At 40.7% G+C, this 19418-nt stretch carries 19 protein-coding genes; 16 read left to right on the forward strand and 3 right to left on the reverse strand.

Annotated elements, in window-relative coordinates:
- Nucleotides 1-4: 4 nt before the first annotated feature.
- From fimD to DWW10_RS13905, 4 genes are read left to right on the forward strand one after another with little or no spacing between them, the layout of a single operon-like run.
- On the forward strand, nt 5-1972 hold the full coding sequence (gene fimD / locus DWW10_RS13890) for a fimbrial tip adhesin FimD (protein ID WP_118421636.1): 1968 nt from the start codon (nt 5-7) through the stop codon (nt 1970-1972).
- A gap of 30 nt (nt 1973-2002) precedes the next feature.
- A complete protein-coding gene (locus tag DWW10_RS13895) occupies nt 2003-4159 on the forward strand; it encodes a hypothetical protein (RefSeq protein ID WP_118421635.1) in 2157 nt (718 codons plus the stop codon).
- 17 nt (nt 4160-4176) lie between these two features.
- The gene (locus DWW10_RS13900; RefSeq protein ID WP_118223601.1) at nt 4177-4758 is read left to right on the forward strand and encodes a DUF3575 domain-containing protein; all 582 of its coding nucleotides are present in this window, start codon (nt 4177-4179) and stop codon (nt 4756-4758) included.
- Nucleotides 4759-4765: 7 nt separating this feature from the next.
- Nucleotides 4766-6205: a DUF3868 domain-containing protein gene (locus DWW10_RS13905; protein ID WP_118421634.1), complete on the forward strand. Its 1440-nt coding sequence runs from the start codon at nt 4766-4768 to the stop codon at nt 6203-6205.
- Between the two features lie 207 nt (nt 6206-6412).
- On the opposite strand, the gene DWW10_RS13910 is transcribed toward DWW10_RS13905, so the two are convergent.
- Nucleotides 6413-7138 carry an RDD family protein gene (locus DWW10_RS13910; protein WP_022394111.1) on the reverse strand — a complete coding sequence of 242 codons (726 nt, stop codon included), beginning with the start codon at nt 7136-7138 and terminating at the stop codon, nt 6413-6415.
- 101 nt (nt 7139-7239) lie between these two features.
- Here DWW10_RS13910 and DWW10_RS13915 point away from each other — a divergent pair, with 101 nt between their 5' ends.
- The 9 genes from DWW10_RS13915 (at nt 7240) to DWW10_RS13955 (ending at nt 15714) form a co-directional block, all read left to right on the forward strand.
- A complete protein-coding gene (locus DWW10_RS13915; protein ID WP_022394110.1) occupies nt 7240-8202 on the forward strand; it encodes a stage II sporulation protein M in 963 nt (320 codons plus the stop codon).
- The gene (locus tag DWW10_RS13920) at nt 8183-9106 is read left to right on the forward strand and encodes a hypothetical protein (RefSeq protein ID WP_118421633.1); all 924 of its coding nucleotides are present in this window, start codon (nt 8183-8185) and stop codon (nt 9104-9106) included. Before DWW10_RS13915 ends, DWW10_RS13920 begins: the two co-directional genes overlap by 20 nt.
- 10 nt (nt 9107-9116) lie before the next feature.
- A complete protein-coding gene (locus tag DWW10_RS13925; protein ID WP_118421632.1) occupies nt 9117-9731 on the forward strand; it encodes a DUF4129 domain-containing protein in 615 nt (204 codons plus the stop codon).
- Nucleotides 9728-10942, forward strand: coding sequence for a DUF4350 domain-containing protein (locus DWW10_RS13930; protein WP_022393378.1), 1215 nt, complete (start codon nt 9728-9730; stop codon nt 10940-10942). Before DWW10_RS13925 ends, DWW10_RS13930 begins: the two co-directional genes overlap by 4 nt.
- 11 nt (nt 10943-10953) lie before the next feature.
- On the forward strand, nt 10954-11928 hold the full coding sequence (locus DWW10_RS13935) for an AAA family ATPase (protein ID WP_022393377.1): 975 nt from the start codon (nt 10954-10956) through the stop codon (nt 11926-11928).
- The gene (locus DWW10_RS13940) at nt 11925-13235 is read left to right on the forward strand and encodes a DUF58 domain-containing protein (RefSeq protein ID WP_022393376.1); all 1311 of its coding nucleotides are present in this window, start codon (nt 11925-11927) and stop codon (nt 13233-13235) included. The genes DWW10_RS13935 and DWW10_RS13940 overlap by 4 nt, the downstream gene beginning before the upstream one ends.
- A gap of 91 nt (nt 13236-13326) precedes the next feature.
- On the forward strand, nt 13327-14202 hold the full coding sequence (locus tag DWW10_RS13945; protein WP_118421631.1) for an alpha/beta hydrolase: 876 nt from the start codon (nt 13327-13329) through the stop codon (nt 14200-14202).
- A 256-nt stretch (nt 14203-14458) separates the two neighbouring features.
- Nucleotides 14459-14779, forward strand: a complete 321-nt coding sequence (locus DWW10_RS13950) for a hypothetical protein (RefSeq protein WP_118223592.1) — start codon at nt 14459-14461, stop codon at nt 14777-14779.
- 197 nt (nt 14780-14976) lie between these two features.
- Nucleotides 14977-15714: a S8 family serine peptidase gene (locus tag DWW10_RS13955; RefSeq protein ID WP_118421630.1), complete on the forward strand. Its 738-nt coding sequence runs from the start codon at nt 14977-14979 to the stop codon at nt 15712-15714.
- Between the two features lie 272 nt (nt 15715-15986).
- Here the strand turns inward: DWW10_RS13955 and DWW10_RS13960 are convergent, their stop codons facing one another.
- Both DWW10_RS13960 and DWW10_RS13965 read right to left on the reverse strand, forming a co-directional pair.
- Nucleotides 15987-16325: a hypothetical protein gene (locus DWW10_RS13960; RefSeq protein WP_004326694.1), complete on the reverse strand. Its 339-nt coding sequence runs from the start codon at nt 16323-16325 to the stop codon at nt 15987-15989.
- Between the two features lies 1 nt (nt 16326).
- Complete coding sequence (locus DWW10_RS13965) at nt 16327-17097, reverse strand: S24 family peptidase (protein ID WP_004326695.1); 771 nt, start codon at nt 17095-17097, stop codon at nt 16327-16329.
- 777 nt (nt 17098-17874) lie between these two features.
- Between DWW10_RS13965 and DWW10_RS13970 the strand changes: the two genes are divergently transcribed.
- The 3 genes from DWW10_RS13970 to DWW10_RS13980 all read left to right on the forward strand — a co-directional run bounded on the left by DWW10_RS13970 (nt 17875) and on the right by DWW10_RS13980 (nt 19412).
- On the forward strand, nt 17875-18078 hold the full coding sequence (locus DWW10_RS13970; protein WP_005794293.1) for a hypothetical protein: 204 nt from the start codon (nt 17875-17877) through the stop codon (nt 18076-18078).
- Complete coding sequence (locus DWW10_RS13975) at nt 18075-18326, forward strand: helix-turn-helix domain-containing protein (RefSeq protein WP_009132293.1); 252 nt, start codon at nt 18075-18077, stop codon at nt 18324-18326. Before DWW10_RS13970 ends, DWW10_RS13975 begins: the two co-directional genes overlap by 4 nt.
- A gap of 384 nt (nt 18327-18710) precedes the next feature.
- A complete protein-coding gene (locus tag DWW10_RS13980) occupies nt 18711-19412 on the forward strand; it encodes a hypothetical protein (protein ID WP_117928594.1) in 702 nt (233 codons plus the stop codon).
- Nucleotides 19413-19418: the final 6 nt, after the last annotated feature.

The raw sequence follows: 19418 nt of genomic DNA on the forward strand, positions 1-19418 counted from the left end.
AATTATGAAACGAAACAAACTATATATTCTCCCGTTGATACTCTCATTATTCTGGGGTCTCACCTCTTGCGATGATGACTCCTCGATAGAATCAACAGGAATAGAACCGGCAAGAGGAATTACTCTAAAACTATCTATGCCCAGTTCCGCTATTTCACGTGCAACAGAAGAACCGGGTGAAGAGGCACTCAATGAGAATACAATAAAATCATTGGATGTTTTCATATACCGTAAAGGTGCAGATGAATGTCTGTTCTACCAGCATTTCACGTTTTCTCCCGAACTGACCGGAACGGAGGAACATGTAGCTATGTTGACTGCCCAACAGGAGAAATTCGATCTAAATACCAACCATACTATTTATGTAGTAGCCAACAGTACGGAGACGATTCCAACTACAGGTCTGTCTCTCCCACAACTGAAAGCACTTGCCGCTCCTACTCTGGATGCTGATAGGAAACAGGATGCTTTCTTAATGGATGGCAAACAAACAATGGTACTGAATGACGGAGTCGTTATCAACAAAGAAATTCCTGTCGTTCTCAAACGTGCTGCCGCAAAAATAAGAATAAGCCTGAACTACATGAACGGTTACACCTCCATAGACAATAGAATACCTTCCAAAAAGATGGTTAACTATGCCGCCAGTGGCTCATCCATTGCAGATGGAAATATAGACATTCCTAATCTGCAGAGCATGAACTCATTTACGGAACAAAATACGGGTGCAGGTAACAACAATCAATTCATTCTTTATTCCTATGCCAACGACTGGACGAAAGATACAGACCAGGAGACTTATGTGCTCATCAACGTCCCGGTAAAGGATGCCGGTGGTAATACCATAGACCAGAACTATTACAAAATTCCAGTAAACTATCGTCTACCCGACGGAAGTACAAACCAAGCGGAAAGCCTCTATAAACTGGAACGTAACCGCTTGTATGATATCCGTGTGAACATAGACAAGGACGGTGATACCGATCCGCATTCCGCAGTTCAGTTGAATGCCGGATATACTATACAAGATTGGAGTACCCATGAAGTACTTGTTTCTGTAGAAGGTATTAACTTCATCTATGTAAAAGATACCAAGATATCTATGCCCAACAGTACACAGTTTACCACTACCTTCCAGTCATCCACACCGGACGTAGTGATTAAGCAGATTACAGTGAATGGGACAGCAGTTTCCAACGGAGGAAAAGAGGTAAATATTACCGTTACCCCAAATGCAAAATCCGGCAACATAACTATAACAAGTCCACTTCCTGAAAACTTTTTAGCTAAGGATATAGCTTTTCAGGTAGCAAATGGTGCCGGACTCACTCAAAATATTACTGTCTCCCAATATCCGGCTCTTTATATCGGGGCCGATATCTCAGCTGATGCTCCCGGTGGAAGCCAGGGACAGAATAATACAAAGATGTATATAATGAACTCTTTCGTTGCTGATTTCTCTACTCTTCCCAATCCGGATGAGTTTGATGAAGACTTCGGTAGCGGATATTCCCATTATGCAGCCAATCCCACATTAGGTGCATCCTATGCTTCCTATATACGCGATAATGCCGTACTCGGTTATCCATTGACCGACAGTGAACACGCTGCCATAGATACTGAAGAAAACAACCGGAGGATTTCTCCGCATTTCATGCTTGCTTCACAACATGGTACGACAACAGCAGACACATACACCGTATCAAGAGCTAAATGCCGGGATTATGTAGAACGGGATGCCACCACCGGAGAAACCTACTCTGACTGGCGTATGCCTACGCAAGCAGAGATATATCTGATAGATGTCTTACAGAACATCCGGATATGTGAAGTAAAAGGCATCCTCGAAGGAAATTATTATTGGAGTTCAAATGCCAACGGTGCTGTTAATTTTATGGATCCCCGTGTCGGAGAAGGTGGAAAGTTCAGTCCCCTGAATGCATCTGTTCGATGCGTACGCGACATTCGATAAACAGTACTGATGAATTAAAATTAGAAAAGTATGAAAAGATTAGCCTACCTTATAGCACTCTTCGGTCTTCTTCTGACCTCATGCACCGATGAAGATAGCCTCAGCAATCCACCGACCGGAAATAACGATAAGACCGTCTTCCAATTCTCGGTAAATATGCCTGAGTATACCTCTGTACGCACTCGTGCCGCCATAAATGAAAATGCGGTTAATGACCTTTGGTTAATGACCTTCGATACCAACGGACTATTCATTGGACGGGCTCATGCCTCCCTCCTGAGCAGTAATAGCAATGGTACCGGAACATTCCAGGCAAACATTCCCGATGATTCAAGAATCATTCACCTCATTGCCAACTATTCCCAATGGGATAGTTTTGACGAACGTGCCGCCATGCAAAAAGATGAAAGGGAAATAATACCTTCATTGAGTAGCAGTAATTTAGTTTTCTGGGGAAGACAAACAATCTCTTCACCCAGCGACAGCCCCAATGTCACACTTTACCGTAACCTGGCCAAAGTAACCGTTGAGAATGAAGCAACCAACTTTGAAGTAACGGGATATGCGCTCTGTAACTATACAAGTAGCGGAACCGTAGCTCCATTCAATCCGAGTGCTCCTACCACTCCATTCACGTTAATAGACGGTAAACCGACCTTGCCACGTAATCCTATTTCCAAGACTGACCAGAACGCTGCTGATTGTAATATGGAGCCCAAATATATGTTCGAGAATGAAAACTTCTCCAACGATCAGACATATATCATCCTCAAAGGGAAATTGGCAGGAAAAACTGAGGAACTTTATTATAAGATACAACTTCTCGATACAGATAAGAACCCCTATCCGGTTATGAGGAATTATCACTATAAGATTGTGATAAAATCTTTTAGTGAAAGCGCAAACGGAAGTACTGAATTTGCAGATGCAAAAACGTCGGAACCTTCCAATAACATTTATGCCGAGATATTCAAGGAATCTCCTTCTATCTCCGACAATAACAACAATGTACTGACGGTTAGCAATCTGCATTTCCTGTTCACTCAGGCAGGTACCCTGAAAGTATCAGCCCAGTATACAGTGAACGGCGTAACCGATAATTCAAAGATCAGTGTATCTATAGCAGAAGACCAGGGAAGTATACTTCACAACCTGGCCTATGACGGAAACGGTAATATTTCTGCCGATGTATCCCGTATTATTACAGGGCAATACGAAGCGACAATCACCGTCAAGGCAGGAGTACTTTCGCGTAGTATCACAGTTATATCCAGCGCATTGTATTCGTTCGATCCCGCCGGCTTATCACCCGAAATATACACTGCCCGTGATCAGGATGTAGCACTGAGTTTTACAATACCCTCAGCAATTCCCTACTATCTGTATCCGCTGAAGTGTACCATTACTACGGCCAACCTTTATCCGGTAGAACCGAACAAGAACCTACAATTGGAATATACTAACGGTGGGTATCAATATGTTTATTGGGCTACCGGCCCCGGAACTAAAGTATTGAATTTCCGTACCAGTCTTGAGAATAGTGATGAAACAGTTCTGATTGCCAATGAAATCTTCCAGACAAAGAGTGTAGTAGTAAAAGCACGGCATTTTGCCAACGTTTCTGTCAATGGAAACAATACGGTGAACTATGGTGTGAACAATACAGCCAGCTTTATGTTTACTATTCCATCATATCCGGACTATCCGCCCACATACCCGTTAACGGTGTTTATTGCAACTCAAAATCTGCAAACCACCCAAAGCGGATGGACAGCAGTTGCAGGTGGCTATCAATATACCTACACTTCACAGCCTTCAGGAGGACAAACCGTTACGTTTACTTCAAAAAAGGCTTTAAGTAGTGAAAAACTGATAATATCTGCTCCCGGATTTAGTCCTACGACCATTGGCTTTGAGAATATCCTGGCACAGTCAGTAACTGTCGGAAATACGATACAGGTTTATCAGAATAACGGTTTGCTCAATATCCCCCGTTATACCGTAACTTCATCGGACACCGACATTGCAGCTGGTTTTACAGCCAGCCGGACCAGTACTTATTCAACTACTATATACGCCGGAGCCAAATTGAATGATGTAGTTACTTTCACTCTGAGAAACTATGGCTATTCCGCCACATACAAAGTGGAAGAGTTACTGCAAAATCCGGCTATTGTTTTACGATAATATAATATAATGAAAATATGAAAACTATTAAATTCCTTTTGTTGGCAGCCCTGATGTTCACATACACCAACAGTATGTACGGGCAAGATAAGAGCCACTACATGCCTAAATTTGCAATAAAAACCAATGCATTGTATTGGGCAACCACGACAGCCAACCTTGGTTTTGAGGTCGGACTCTCCAAAAAGTTAACCCTTGATGTATCCGGTAACTACAATCCTTGGAAATTCTCGGATCACAAACAAATCAAGCACTGGCTGGTACAGCCCGAACTACGTTATTGGCTGTGCGAACGCTTCTATGGACATTTCTTTGGCGTCCATGCCCATTATGCAGAAGCAAATATCAGCAACCTCAACATTTTAGGTTTGGGACACGAACGCTACCAAGGCAACATTTATGGAGCCGGCATTTCATACGGATACCAATGGATACTGAACAAGCGTTGGAGTATGGAAGCTGAAATTGGTGTAGGCTATGCCCGCATAGACTACGATAAGTACAACTGCGGAAAATGCGGAAGCAAACTCGATAGCGGACACAAGAACTACATTGGCCCTACCAAAGTAGCATTAAACATCATATACGTCATAAAATAATATAGTCATGAAAAAGATACTGATATACTCCGTTTTGTGCCTCATTGCCGTACTTCCGGCCCGTGCACAAAAATTCTATAAAGATGCCATCAACATCACCAATGCCTCCCTATGGCAACAGGGAGAGTCACTCTACATAAGCATGCAGATGGATATGCGGAACCTGAAAGTCGGCAACGACCGTACTTTGACATTAACTCCCGTACTGGCAGGCCCGGACAACAACGTCGTATTGCCCGAAATCGTTATCAATGGACGCAGAAGGCAAAAAGCTTATCTCCGTGCCATGGCATTGGATAAAGCAACCAATATGGAGATACCTTATAATACTCAGGAAGTTCTGAACTACACCCAGGCCATCCCTTACGAACCATGGATGGAGAATGCTTACCTCAATCTGGAAGAAGATTTATGTGGATGCGGCGGACACCAGGAAGTATTGACACAGGAAATGATCCTGAACGGAGTTTCTACGGAAGCCAAACGTCTTGCAGCCTTACAGCCTATCCCCTCTTACATTCAGCCTAAAGCTGAAGTTGTGAAAGCACGTAGCGAACAATATGAAGCGCATCTTGATTTCCCCGTAGGCAAGTCTGTCATTCTACCGGATTTTATGAATAATCAGACTGAGTTACGGAACATCCGAGAAATGTTCAACAAGATACAGAACGATAAGAAACTGACCGTAACAGGTGTCTACATTGAAGGATTCGCCTCTCCCGAAGGCCCATTGAAGCTCAATGAACAACTCTCCAAGAGCCGTGCTGAAGCCTTGAAAACCTATTTGTCCACACACGAACAGATTCCTGCCAAACTCTACAATGTTTCCTTTGGTGGTGAAAACTGGGAAGGACTGGTAAAGGCACTGGAAGCTTCCAACATGAAAGAAAAAACAGAATTCCTCAACATAATCCATAATACCTCCGACATAGCTCGCCGGAAAGAGGAAATAAAACGAGTAGGTGGCGGTATCCCCTATCGTGAAATGCTGAAAGATTTATATCCGGCACTCCGCAAGGTGAATTGCCGCATAGACTATACCATTGCTAATTTCAAGGTGGATGAAGGGAAAGAAATCATCAAAACACAGCCCCAGTATCTTAGTCTGAACGAGATGTACCTGGTAGCAAATACCTATCCCAAGGGTGGTGACGATTTTATCAAAGTCTTCGATATTGCCGTCCGTATGTATCCTGATGACGAAGTAGCCAACCTGAATGCAGCCGCTGTAGCTCTATCTAAGAAAGACTTGCCCGATGCACGTAAATACCTGGATAAATCTAATAAGCAGACTGCTGAATATGCCAACAACAATGGCATCTACTATTTACTGAGCGGCAATCAAGCACAAGCCATAGTAGAATTTACCAAAGCTGCACAGAATGGTAATGAAGCTGCCCGACAGAATTTGGAAGAAATTGAAAAAGCCATTAAAACAAAGAAGTAATTAAGAAATGAATATAAAGAAGCCCCGGAACTAACGATAAAAGTTCCGGGGCTTCTTTTTGTTATATAGCCATCATTGCATTTGTTTCCCGGCGTGAAACAAACAGTTTCATTACTTGAAACAAAGTGTTTCACACCGAGAAACAAACGGTTTCAAGGCATGAAACAAACGGTTTCCTGTGGTGAAACTTTCTAAAGACTAAGAATATCAGATTTCCTCTAATGCATAATACTGATAATCACGGAGAACTGTTTGAAGAAACTGTTCTTGATTACCATCACGGGGAGTTATAGTAAGAAGTTCCTGGACTTTCTTTGCCAATTGTGCAATGCGGTGCACACGGTCTTTCTTGCCGTCCTGCAATGTCCGGGTAATAACATTTATTTGTTCCAGCGACAAATCGGCTGCTTGTGGATAAGTGGGACGATAATCTTTCGTCAGATAATCAAACTCATCAAGGCTAACATGAATCTTGCGATAGTTCTGTTCTTTGATCACCATGGTCCCGGCTGCAAGATCCCCCATTCGCTGACTATTCTTCGTTAATAATACCACCAATAGTCCGAAACCACCGGTAAGCAGACTATCAATCGGAAAGAGAAGCCAACGAAGCAAATAAGAACTAATGCCGGGTGTAGAACCGTCTGCCTTCACTACACGAATGTTCATCAGATTTTTCCCGAAACTTCGTCCATGATTGAACATTTCACATAGAAACGAATAGCCTAATATCGGCAGATAGACTACAATCATAATAAGAATCATTATAAAATCTGACGAGATTCGGAGTGTAGAAAGCAGGGTAGCCGTTGCGTATACATAGAATCCTATCAGAATAAAATCGATCACCAACGCAATGAGTCGTTCACCAATACTCGCAGGTGTTTGGCTGATACGAACAAATTGCCCGGTAATAATTGTAGTTTCTGCCATTTCTGATTAAAGATTTTTTGTATATCGTTGCAAATATATCATTATTCTCTTACTTTTGTTATTGATTTCAGACAAAACTTATTTGAAACCTTTGGAAAAGCATGAAAGAAGTAACGTTTATCCGTCGGAATATCGATAAATGGAAAGAAGCCGAGAAGGTAGTGGAACAAGCAACAAACTTGTCTCCCGACCGGCTTGCCGATGTATATACGGACCTCACTGCCGATCTGGCGTTTGCACAAACGCACTTTCCTACTTCACGTATTTCCATTTACCTGAACAACCTTGCTTCTGCACTACATAACAAGATTTACCAGAACAAGCGTGAGAAATGGACGAGGATCATCACCTTTTGGACACAAGAAATCCCACAGATCATGTATGATGCCCATCGGGAACTATTGGTTTCATTTATCATTTTTACCGTCAGCGTGCTGATTGGAGCAGTTTCTGCTGCGGGTGATCTCGATTTTGTCCGTTTGATTCTGGGGAACGGCTATGTGGACATGACTTTGGATAACATAGCCAACGGTGAGCCAATGGCAGTGTATAACGGCTCTTCCGAAGTTCCTATGTTCCTGGGAATCACACTAAATAATATTATGGTTTCCTTCTATTGCTTTGCCATGGGAATCCTAACAAGCTTTGGTACAGGGTATATGCTTTTCAATAATGGAGTTATGATCGGCGCATTCCAGATGTTCTTTTTCCAGCATGGCTTACTTGGAGAATCCATGCTTGCCATATGGCTGCACGGGACACTTGAAATCTGGTCTATTATTGTAGCCGGAGCTGCCGGACTGGCTTTGGGCAATGGATGGCTTTTCCCCGGAACATATTCAAGACTGGAATCGTTCAAGAGAGGAGCCAAAAGAGGAGTGAAAATAGTTGTAGGTACAATCCCCATATTCATAATGGCAGGATTTATCGAAAGTTTCATCACGCGCCATACCGAATTACCGGACATACTGAGACTCGGCCTGATCCTCATTTCTCTTGCATTTATTATATTTTACTATATTTATTTACCTAATAAGAAACGACATGGAATCACAAAAGCCTAAAATTGCAATGTATGTGAAACGCTCTTTCGGAGAGAAGTTAAACGCATCTTTTGATTTTATAAGGGAGAACTGGAAGCTGATGCTGAAGTTTACCACATATCTACTTTTACCACTCTGCCTCATCCAAGCCCTGAGTCTGAATGGGATGATGAAAGGAGTGATGAGTGCAGCGGACATGGATATTTCTTCCGATACCGCTCTCTTGATTTCATTCCTCTCATACTATGGCCTTTTTGTACTCATCTGTATCATTGGGATGGTATTGCAAGCTTCCCTCATTTATGCAATGATCCGGACCTATAATGAACGTGAAGAACGTTTGCAAGGTGTGACCTTGCGAATGTTGACTCCTATGTTGTTCCACAATATCAAAAGACTATTCATCATAGCATTTTTCGGACTACTGTTAACTGTATGTGTCAGTTTTGTATTAGGTGCTTTAAGTATTGCATCCCTCCCTGTCGCATATCTGTTTGCTCTTATCATAGTACTTCTTGCCCTACCACTTGCCCTTTGGGCACCTATCTACCTATTCGAAGATATTTCCATCATGGATGCATTAAAGAAAACTTTCCGTCTGGGCTTTGCTACCTGGGGAGGTGTCTTCCTTATTTCTTTAGTTATGGGAATCATAGCTGGCATACTACAGGGAGTCACCTTGGTACCCTGGTATGCAGCTACAATTGTAAAAATGCTCTTCACTATGAGTGACGTAGGAAGTGAAGCAACCGTATCAGTAGGATATAGTTTCATGCTCTATCTACTGGCCATTGTGCAGGCATTCGGTACTTATCTGGCAATGATTTTCACATTTGTGGGATTAGCTTATCAATACGGGCATGCATCCGAAAAGATGGATAGCGTAACGATAGAAAGTGACATTGATAACTTTGACAAACTCTAAATCAATCTAAATGACTCTTTCTCCGGCTGATACATTGGTTTGTGATACTACGCAGCTTGCTGTGTGGCAATCTGACGCAGACTATAACTACAACCGTGAGTTAATAGCCCCCGAAGTGAATATATTCGAATGGCTCAACAGGTGGTTCGGAGAAATATTGCAAAGTATATTCGGCAGCCAGTTTGCTGAAGATTATTCAAAAACGATTCTGATAAGTATTGCTGTCCTCCTGCTGCTACTGATCGGCTGGTTCATTTATAAAAAAAATCCGGCAATATTCATACGCTCCCGCAAGAATGCTTTACCTTACACTGTGGGGGAAGATACCATTTATGGAGTTGATTTTACCAAAGAAATAGCCTCTGCCCTTTCCCGCCACGATTACAGGGAAGCAGTCCGACTGCTATATTTGCAGACACTGAAACAACTCAGTGACGAAAAACGTATTGACTGGCAACTCTACAAAACGCCTACACAATATATTTATGAAGTACGGATGCCTGCGTTTCAGAGGTTAACCCATCACTTTTTGCGAGTGCGTTATGGAAACTTTGAAGCAACGGAAGAATTGTTTCAGACCATGCTGTCCTTACAGGGAGAAGTCAAGAAAGGAGGCGTTGTATGAAAGGAAATCACTTGTTTATCATCTGTATTGCCGTCTTTTTACTCTTAATGTTCGCGATAGAATGTAGATTACCCAAAAAGTTTGTGTGGGCTCCCAGTTTCAGCCACTACGATAAACAACCTTTCGGATGTGCCGTTTTCGACAGTTTGCTATCTACGTCGTTACCAAAGGGGTATTCTTTATCTCGAAAAACCTTTTATGAACTGGAACAGGAAGACACAATCTCTCGTAGAGGCATATTAGTAGCCACTAATAACCTGTCTCTGACAGATGTGGATATAGAAGCAATACTAAAGATTGCAAAACGGGGAAATAAGATTATGCTGGTGAGTAACTCTTTCAACAGAAATTTAGAAGATACATTGGATTTTAATAGTAGTTATTCCTACTTTAGCCCGGCATTATTAAAGAAATATGCTGCTGCATCATTGGAGAAAGATACTCTCTTCTGGATAGGAGATTCTGCCGCATATCCTCGACAATCCTTCTATTTCTATCCTCAATTGTGTTCTTCTTACCTCGTGCCCGATTCGCTTCCGGCTAAGGTACTGGCAGAAAAGGGTATTCCAAGTGTCCCGGTTGCCTTGTCCTATCCATGGGAAAAAGGTGAAATAATCCTAGTCTCTACTCCCCTGCTCTTTACTAATTATGGAGTATTAGATGGAAAAAATGCGACTTACATTTTCCGCCTATTATCCCAAATGGGAGATTTACCCATCGTCCGCACCGAAGGTTACATGAAGCAAACGGGCCAAATACAGATGTCCCCTTTCCGGTATTTCCTTTCTCAAAGACCGCTGAGATGGGCTTTGTATTTGACGATGTTCACCATTATCCTCTTCATGGTGTTCACCGCCCGAAGAAGGCAACGGGTAATTCCTGTCATCCACCAGCCGGAAAACAAATCGCTGGAATTTACCGAACTGATAGGAACCCTTTATTTTCAAAAGAAAGATCATGCCGACTTGGTGCATAAAAAGTATATCTACTTTGCGGAAGAATTGAGGAGAGAAATTCAGGTAGATATAGAGGAAGTAGCAAATGACGAACACTCTTTCAGCAGAATAGCCCAAAAGACCGGTATGAATACAGAAGAGATCGGTGAGTTTATCCGTTCCGTCAGACCAGTGATTTATGGAGGGCGCACTATCTCTGTAGAGCAGATGAAGTATTTTATTGATAAGATGAATGAAATAATAGATCATATATAAAGAAGAAATTTATGGAAGAGAATATTGAAAAACGAGTAGATTTAACTCTCTTTTCCGAGAAGATACAAGAGTTGAAAGACCAGATTGCATCTGTCATCGTAGGTCAGGAGCAAATGGTGGACTTGGTATTGACTGCCATTTTAGCAAATGGGCATGTCTTGATAGAAGGTGTGCCGGGAGTAGCAAAAACACTGCTGGCCCGTCTGGTTGCCCGCCTGATTGATGCGGATTTCAGCCGTATTCAGTTTACTCCGGACCTAATGCCAAGCGATGTACTGGGTACAACTGTATTTAATATGAAAACCAATGATTTTGATTTCCATCGGGGCCCCATCTTTGCCGACATCGTATTGGTGGATGAAATCAATCGTGCTCCGGCCAAGACACAGGCTGCCCTGTTCGAAGTAATGGAAGAGCGTCAGGTCAGTATTGACGGAATGACTTATCCTATGGGAGAGCTTTATACAATTCTGGCTACTCAAAATCCTGTAGAGCAAGAAGGTACTTATAAACTACCCGAGGCGCAACTCGACCGTTTCCTGATGAAAATAACAATGGACTACCCAACTCTGGATGAAGAAATAAACATCCTGGAACGCCATCATAGAAATGCTGCATTCGTGAAACTGGAGGACATCGCTTCTACCATTACCAAAGAAGAGCTCTTATCTCTCCGCAAGCTGATGAACCAGGTATTTATTGATCGTACATTGCTTCAATACATTGCCATGATTGTACAGCAGACGCGCACCAGCAAAGCCGTATATCTGGGAGCTTCTCCACGTGCATCTGTCGCTATGCTGCAGACCTCTAAAGCATACGCTCTATTGCAGGGACGTGATTTCGTAACACCGGAAGATATAAAATTTGTTGCTCCATACGTACTCCAGCACCGCCTGATTCTGACTGCAGAGGCCGAAATGGAAGGATATTCACCGGTGAAAGTAACCCAACGCCTGATTGATAAGGTAGAAGTACCGAAATGATTTTAAACCGACGCTTTTATATTGCCCTCAGCCTGATTATCCTGTTACTGGGTAGCGGGTATACGTTTGCTCCGCTCTTTGTTCTCGGGCAATGGATGCTTTTTGTCATGCTCCTGGCTATATTAGCGGAAGGATACATGCTTTATCGCATCCATGGTATACGGGCATTTCGCCAATGTTCATCACGTTTTTCCAACGGAGATGAAAATACGGTGAACATTCGGGTGGAGAGCAGTTATCCGTATGCAATATCCATGGAAGTCATTGATGAAATACCTTTTATATTCCAGCAGCGAAATATAAATTTCGAGATAAAGCTCCAGGCAAATGAAGGTAAAACAATCAGCTACCAATTACGACCCACCCATCGGGGAATCTACAATTTTGGACGGATTCATGTATTTATACAAGGCCGGATGGGATTACTTTCGCGCCGCTATACCTGTGGTGATAGCCAAGATGTCAAAGTCTATCCATCCTACCTGATGTTACATCGTTATGAATTGCTGGCAATAAGTGACAATCTTACGGAATTAGGTATAAAACGTATCCGTCGCGTAGGACATCACACTGAGTTTGAGCAGATAAAGGAATATGTAAAAGGCGATGATTATCGCACGATAAACTGGAAAGCAAGTGCCCGCAAGCATGAGCTTATGGTAAATGTGTATCAAGACGAACGTTCCCAGCAAATTTATAGTGTGATAGACAAGGGACGGGTTATGCAACAGGCTTTTCGTGGAATGACTTTACTTGACTATGCGATAAATGCCTCATTAGTTCTTTCGTACGTTGCCATGCGGAAAGAAGACAAAGCCGGGCTCATAACCTTTGATGAGCATTTCGATACCTTCGTACCGGCATCAAGCCGTCCCGGACATATGCAGACATTGCTTGAAAATCTCTATAGTCAGGAAACTACTTTCAGTGAAACGGACTTTTCTTCCTTATGCGTACATCTGAACAAACATGTCAACAAACGTAGCCTTTTGGTTTTATATACCAACTTCTCCAGTATGGGAAGCATGAACAGACAGTTAGCATACTTGCAACAACTGAATCGACAGCACCGCCTGTTGGTAGTGTTCTTCGAAGATGCTGACCTGAAAGACTATATTGCTACTCCTGCCTCAGATACGGAAGGATACTATCGCCATGTCATTGCCGAAAAATTTGCCTTTGAAAAACGATTAATTGTCTCTACACTAAAACAGCATGGCATTTATTCTCTATTGACCACGCCCGAAAATCTCTCTATTGATGTAATTAATAAATATCTGGAGGTGAAATCGAGACAGTTACTCTAATCAACCTCCGAGAATATACAAGCAAATACCCAGAAATAGGGATTGCCTAACCGAATGTTTTCTTCGATCTTTGCACAAGAAATTACGATAGATGAAGAAGCTCTGTTTATTATTACTCATTCAGATAGAATGTATATTTTCCCTACCTATATATGGGCAGGATTCAATTAATATAGGAAACCGCCATTCTTTGTTTTCCAATATATTAAACGAAGAAAGATCCTATTGGATTTATAAACCAGAACAACGACCAGGAGAATCTGCTCAAGATTATCCGGTTCTTTACTTACTGGATGGGGATGTCTTTTTTCACTCTGTTGTAGGATTTACGCGTTTTTTTTCTTCCTCAAGAATATCTTCCTTGCCTCCCTGTATTGTTGTTGCCATCCTGAATACAGACCGCACAAGGGATTTTACTCCTACCTCCTCATCTGCACGACGAGATGGGAGCATTCACCCAGAAGATAAACCGCAAGGAGGAGGTGCAGAACAATTCTATCGTTTCCTGACAGAAGAACTGCGTCCGGAAGTAGAAAGAAAAGTTCCCTGTAGTGGCCGTTACTTCTTAGCAGGACACTCATATGCCGCTTTATTCACGCTACAGACATTACTTGATCATCCTGAATCTTTCGAAGCGTTTATAGCAATAGATCCCAGTCTGTGGTGGGATCGTGGCATTTTTCTAAAACAAGCGGAAATAAAAATCAGGCAAAAGAACTATTCTGGAAAACAGCTATATGTTGCTTTTGCCACGCGCCAACGCCCCGATGTAAAATTAGTGCAATTCTCGTTGGCCGACAGCTTAAATATGAAAATTATTCCGGATATGGAGAATCAACATTTACGCGTTGTATTCAAAAAGTTCCCGGAAGAGGTACATGGTACAGTTGCACTCCCAGGATTTTATGATGGCCTTAAATCACTGTTTATGCGTCAACCAGAAAGAACAGAAAGAGTAACAAAATGAAATACTATCAGTCAGATACTTACAAAACATTTGCCTTCATTACGGTGCATACTCAGAATCTCATTATGCAAAAATAGTGTTTATTTACGTAGCTGACAGCCCGATTTCAAAGTTTCTTTGTTACGATCTCTTTTATACTGTTAATTATCTGAATAGTTTAAATACCCTGCAAAACCGTATCACTAAAATATTTGTTTCTAATAAAGGGGTGTTAGTTTTGCCCGGATTCTAAAATCGAGTAAATAAAAAGATAACCATGAAAAAAGAAGTTTCTGAAGTGCTCAAAAAAGAGCAAAACAATGAAAGTTGTATCCATCTGTATCTGGAAGAATGTGGCTGGTGTGCTTATGAAGTTTCAGCTTATCTGCTTATGAACCTCTTAGGAGGAAAATGTATCGTCGAGAAAATAGAACAATGCGGATCAAAAATTGTTCGGGCACTAATGAATATAGATTTATTAGGCGACATTAATTATGGCGATTATCGCTACGCTGGGCTAAACTCATACAATTTACAACTGATAGGAAAAGATAAGGTTGATAAGCAATCATTTATCCATTGGAGAAAGAATGTATAAGGAAAAGCTGGATATAAGCCACACTTAAAAAAAAGAAAACAGACCAAGAAGGGAATTAAAATATATAATTCCCGGTAAATTAATAAAAGCGCAATTCTGCTTGTTTAGGAGTTGCGCTTTTGGTATTTTTGTAATCATTATATAAGATATGATAAACAAGAGACATAATAAAAAAGTTTTTTCTTCATAATACCAACATGAAAAGACTAAAAAAAATCATTTTGATTATTGGTGGAATACTTCTGTTTTCGTTCATAGTTTTTGGCGTGATAGGTTATTTCATAGCTCGCAATAGTTTTAAAAACCCGCCGGAACATTATGTAGCTATCGGGGGACGAGTATATACAGCTGTACCCGCTATGATGATAGATTCAGTCTATGATTCATTAAACCTTAGTGGACGTGGTATTAAGATTGGAGTATTAGATACCGGATTTGGGGGATTGCGACAACGCTCTTGGACTAAAAACTTGCATGTAACCGCCTATGCTAATTTTATAGATGGAGATACATTGGATTTTTTTAAGGAAGAGTCTGGCAGAGAAAAAGACCACGGAGCATACTCTTGTGCATGTATAGGAGGATACCTTGCAGGGGACACCATAAAAGGATTGGCATGGAATGCTGAATATTATTTAGCTGAGATAGATGATTTTGATTCCGAACCACGTCTGGAGGAAGTACGCATGATGAATGCGATACGTTGGTTACTGACTCATAATGTAGATATAATAACTTCTTCCTGTGGCTATACAATTTTTGATGATTTCGACGGATATTCTGTTCAGATGCTTGACGGACATACATCCCGCATTTCATGTTTTGTAGATAGTATTCTCAGCACCTTCTATAGCAGGATTATGTGCTACTCTATTAGAACAAAAAAAAATGAGCAGAAAAGAACTTATCCATCTTTTGCACACTTCAGCGCTTAATGCTTCCATGCCCAATCGGGAAATAGGCTACGGAATGCCGCAAACCTCCCATATGACACCATAGCAATATAAATTGCTTTCAGAAGACTTCCCCCTAAATTAAACGATATACTAACATTTAAAATAAAAAATACCCAGCTTTACATTATTGAGTGTAAAACTGGGTGATTTTCAATATTTATTGCGGTGCGTACGGGACTAACACATTTTGCTATTATACTGATAATCAATAAAATACTTATTAAAAATATATTAATGGTATCATATTTATATCATCTCCGCTTATTTTCTTCTATAATTTTATGCAGTGCTTCTATCTGCATCATCGCACCTTCATAAGCTGCTTTGTAGTTGACATTCGCATCAATATCCGTCTCAATCATATTCCCTTTGCCAGTACAAAGCCACTTCACATTCAATTCCGGGAACTTATCCACAATACGAGCTATTATATCAGTTCCAATAGCCCCCTTCCCGTTCCTTATGGAATTATAAATGTATCTATTTGATAATTCACAATAAGCCTCAAACGAGTTCTCACCTTTGACAACTCCCTTATCACGTGCATACCTTGCAAATTTTCGTAATCTGTCAATAGCCCTTTCTTCCATATCAAATAATCTTTTGACTTATTATGCGTAATGCTTGCCACATCCCCCTTATTTCTCTTCTCTCGACATCTAACTGGCCATGCTTGGGGTTATCAGCCTTTAAAGTCAGCACATTATCCAAGAAAAGACTGTTTTTCAATATCCGCTTGACTGAAAGTGTTTTCCCATACACAATACTCACAACTCCTGACGCGCTTTCCCACAAACCTTCTTCTATTTTGCGAGCAAGAATTTTAGCTCCGTCCGGTATAGTTGGCTCCATGCTGTCACCACGTACTTGAAAGACCATATAAGAATCATCAAGCACTTCACCTTCTTCCGGCATGACACCATAAGAATCAATTTCATAAGCTGTGTTATATAAGCTTTCGACAAATGAAGCCGCAGCATCTATCGGAACATATTTTACTTTTACAAGAATATCTTGAAGATAAGGAGCTACTTTACTAATCGTAGAGTCTGATTGCATTCTCGCATTTTTCAGAGCATCCCTAATATCCTTCTCCGAAGGTTCTATCTGTCCTGATGGAGTCTTTGCAAACAAACCTTCTCCAGTATATAGCCATGCTCTGCTCACATCATACTTCTCACAAAAAGCATCAATTGTTTTTTTACTTGGTAACTGAATCCCTTTTTTTATACTGGTAAGAGTTGATTCACTGGATATAATATTGTCTTTCTTCAATTTATACCCACTCAAACCACAATATGAAATTGCTTGCAAAAACCTTTTTGAGAGATCACTCAATTTTTTATCGTCAACTTCTTGCATACTTCATAAATTAAGTAGTATATTTGCATCCGTAATAGTAGCAGTATTACCACATAAATTGATTAAACATCCTATTTGGAGTTTATATATAGAAATCCGTAAATAGCTGCTACCTATTTGCGGATTTTCTTTTTCTCCACATTGTGTAATCGGCGGTAGGCCGCATAGCGGAGAGACAGAGGGTTACACTCTTACAACTCAATACTGCGAAAGGCGTGCGATATTGAGAGGCAAACGAAACCGGGATGCCTGCACAGCTACAAGTAAGCGAAAAATCCGGGAAGTCGGGTAACTTGTTAATGCCCGGCCAGCTAAGAACGGCGTACTTATACGAACGAGACATTTCTTATGCTGCATATAGCAAAAACGGGAAACCGTCTAAGGGCTAACTATGCAGCAATCCAGCACCTTACCGAATGAGATCGTCTTTTACTTCTTCAATTATTACAATACTAATAGAACGACATTACTTTTTTTTCAGAAAGCTTTCTTTTTACGCAAGCCTCACTTGTATAACATTTTATAAACCAGCAACTTATATTAAAACATGTTTTATAACATACGATATACTACAAATTTTATGAAGCATTTTATTGTACTTCTGAAAATATGAAGTATATTTGCAACGTCAAACAAACAAAGAGTGTAAGTTTGAACAACAAGAAAGCTGGCGACTTCAAAAGCCACTTACTACATATCTCATTGGCAAATGTAGTTGTTAGCTTTCTTTTATGCAAATTTTTTTGTGGAAAATTTAAGTATAAAATAGAAAATAGTATGAAAGTAACAAAGAAAGATATTCTAAGTATTAAAGCTGGTTCTTCCAAAGTAATGCAGCTGGATTCTTACAAGGATTGCGTCAATGCAAGAAGCTACGCCTATCAATTAGCTTTTACTGATCCCCGTGAAGACGTTGAAAGATATTCAACATCCATCGACAAAGATAAAAATCAGATAACCATCGAAGCGATAAAGAAATGAACCGTTCAGATGCCAGAATGATTGCAGAAGAACTGCACAAGTTTATTCGCAATGATGTGAGAAAGGCTGTAACTGAAATGGCGACTGTTGAAACCGAAGAGTATTTGAATGCCAAACAAGCAGCTGTATTTCTTGGATGGAAGTTGCAAACCTTATACAATCGAATACATGATATTCCTCACACCAAAAATGGCAAGAGTCTCATTTTTACCAAATCAGCTTTGAGAAAATTCATGGAAAGAAAATAATCCCGGACGGATTTGGCCGTCTTTCCGGGAACTAACAAAACGTTCTTTGACATATTGTATAGTCTGAACAAATAAAGACTTAAAACAAGGTTTACTGCTTATCTAAAGGGCGAAATAGACCGACAAAGTAGCCAAAGCGGATTAGTGAAAAGAGTGTGAATACGGACTGCCAATAAGAAGATGCAGCACACGAATCACTAAGTTATCAAAAACAACTTATATTATGACAAAGTAAACGTAGGGCGTTTATAAATACATTCTTAACTGAATAGATACTTTAAATGATATATATACCCGTGCTTCGCAAGAAGCGGTCACCGCTAAAAAGCTACGGCCAACAATCCATCGGAACGCGGACGGGAACACATTTTAAATGCTAAAAGTATGAAAGGATTTACAGAAATGACCGAGCAAGAGATTCTTGCGTTAACGGAGGAAGATGTACAGAAATTGATTAAACTCCGCATGATGGAGGAAGGTATCAAAATTATGGATAAGCCGGAGGTTCCCGAATTGTTTGAGATTGAACCTGCTGATTTGAAAGTGTTCACGATCCCATTCTTTGAAGGTTACGCTTTTACAGACATGGAAGAAGCGAATGCGGTAGCAGAAGCATTACGTAATGCGAAAACCCTTCGCAAAGTTGAATACGATTGGAACAAACTCGGAAGCGACTACAAATATCTCGTCAAGAAAGATAAATACAATTACTCTATCAAGCCAGACTTTGAGGTTAACTGTGGCTTTGTATATTCAAGTGAACTATACGAAAAGATTTCAAACTTTGCCGCACAGAACAAGGTTATGAAAGAACAAGCAGCGAAAGACCAAAAAGAATATGACGAAAAGATGCAAGAAGCGTCCGGTATTATCTCGGAAATAAGCGGACGGGTTAAAGAGGTCAAAGTTAAGTATGAGCGATTGAATAGGCTTACTTACAAATTCGCTACTGACTATTATCCCCTTTCCGCTCACAATGAGGATATGGCAATGAAATTTATGGCTAAAGCCTATTCTTTTACAGATAAAGAAAAAGAATACATATTACAGAATTACAAAGAATTACTATCTACAAGTGATGAATAAGTTTTT

The organism is Bacteroides intestinalis, from assembly GCF_003464595.1.
Lineage (GTDB): Bacteria > Bacteroidota > Bacteroidia > Bacteroidales > Bacteroidaceae > Bacteroides > Bacteroides intestinalis_A.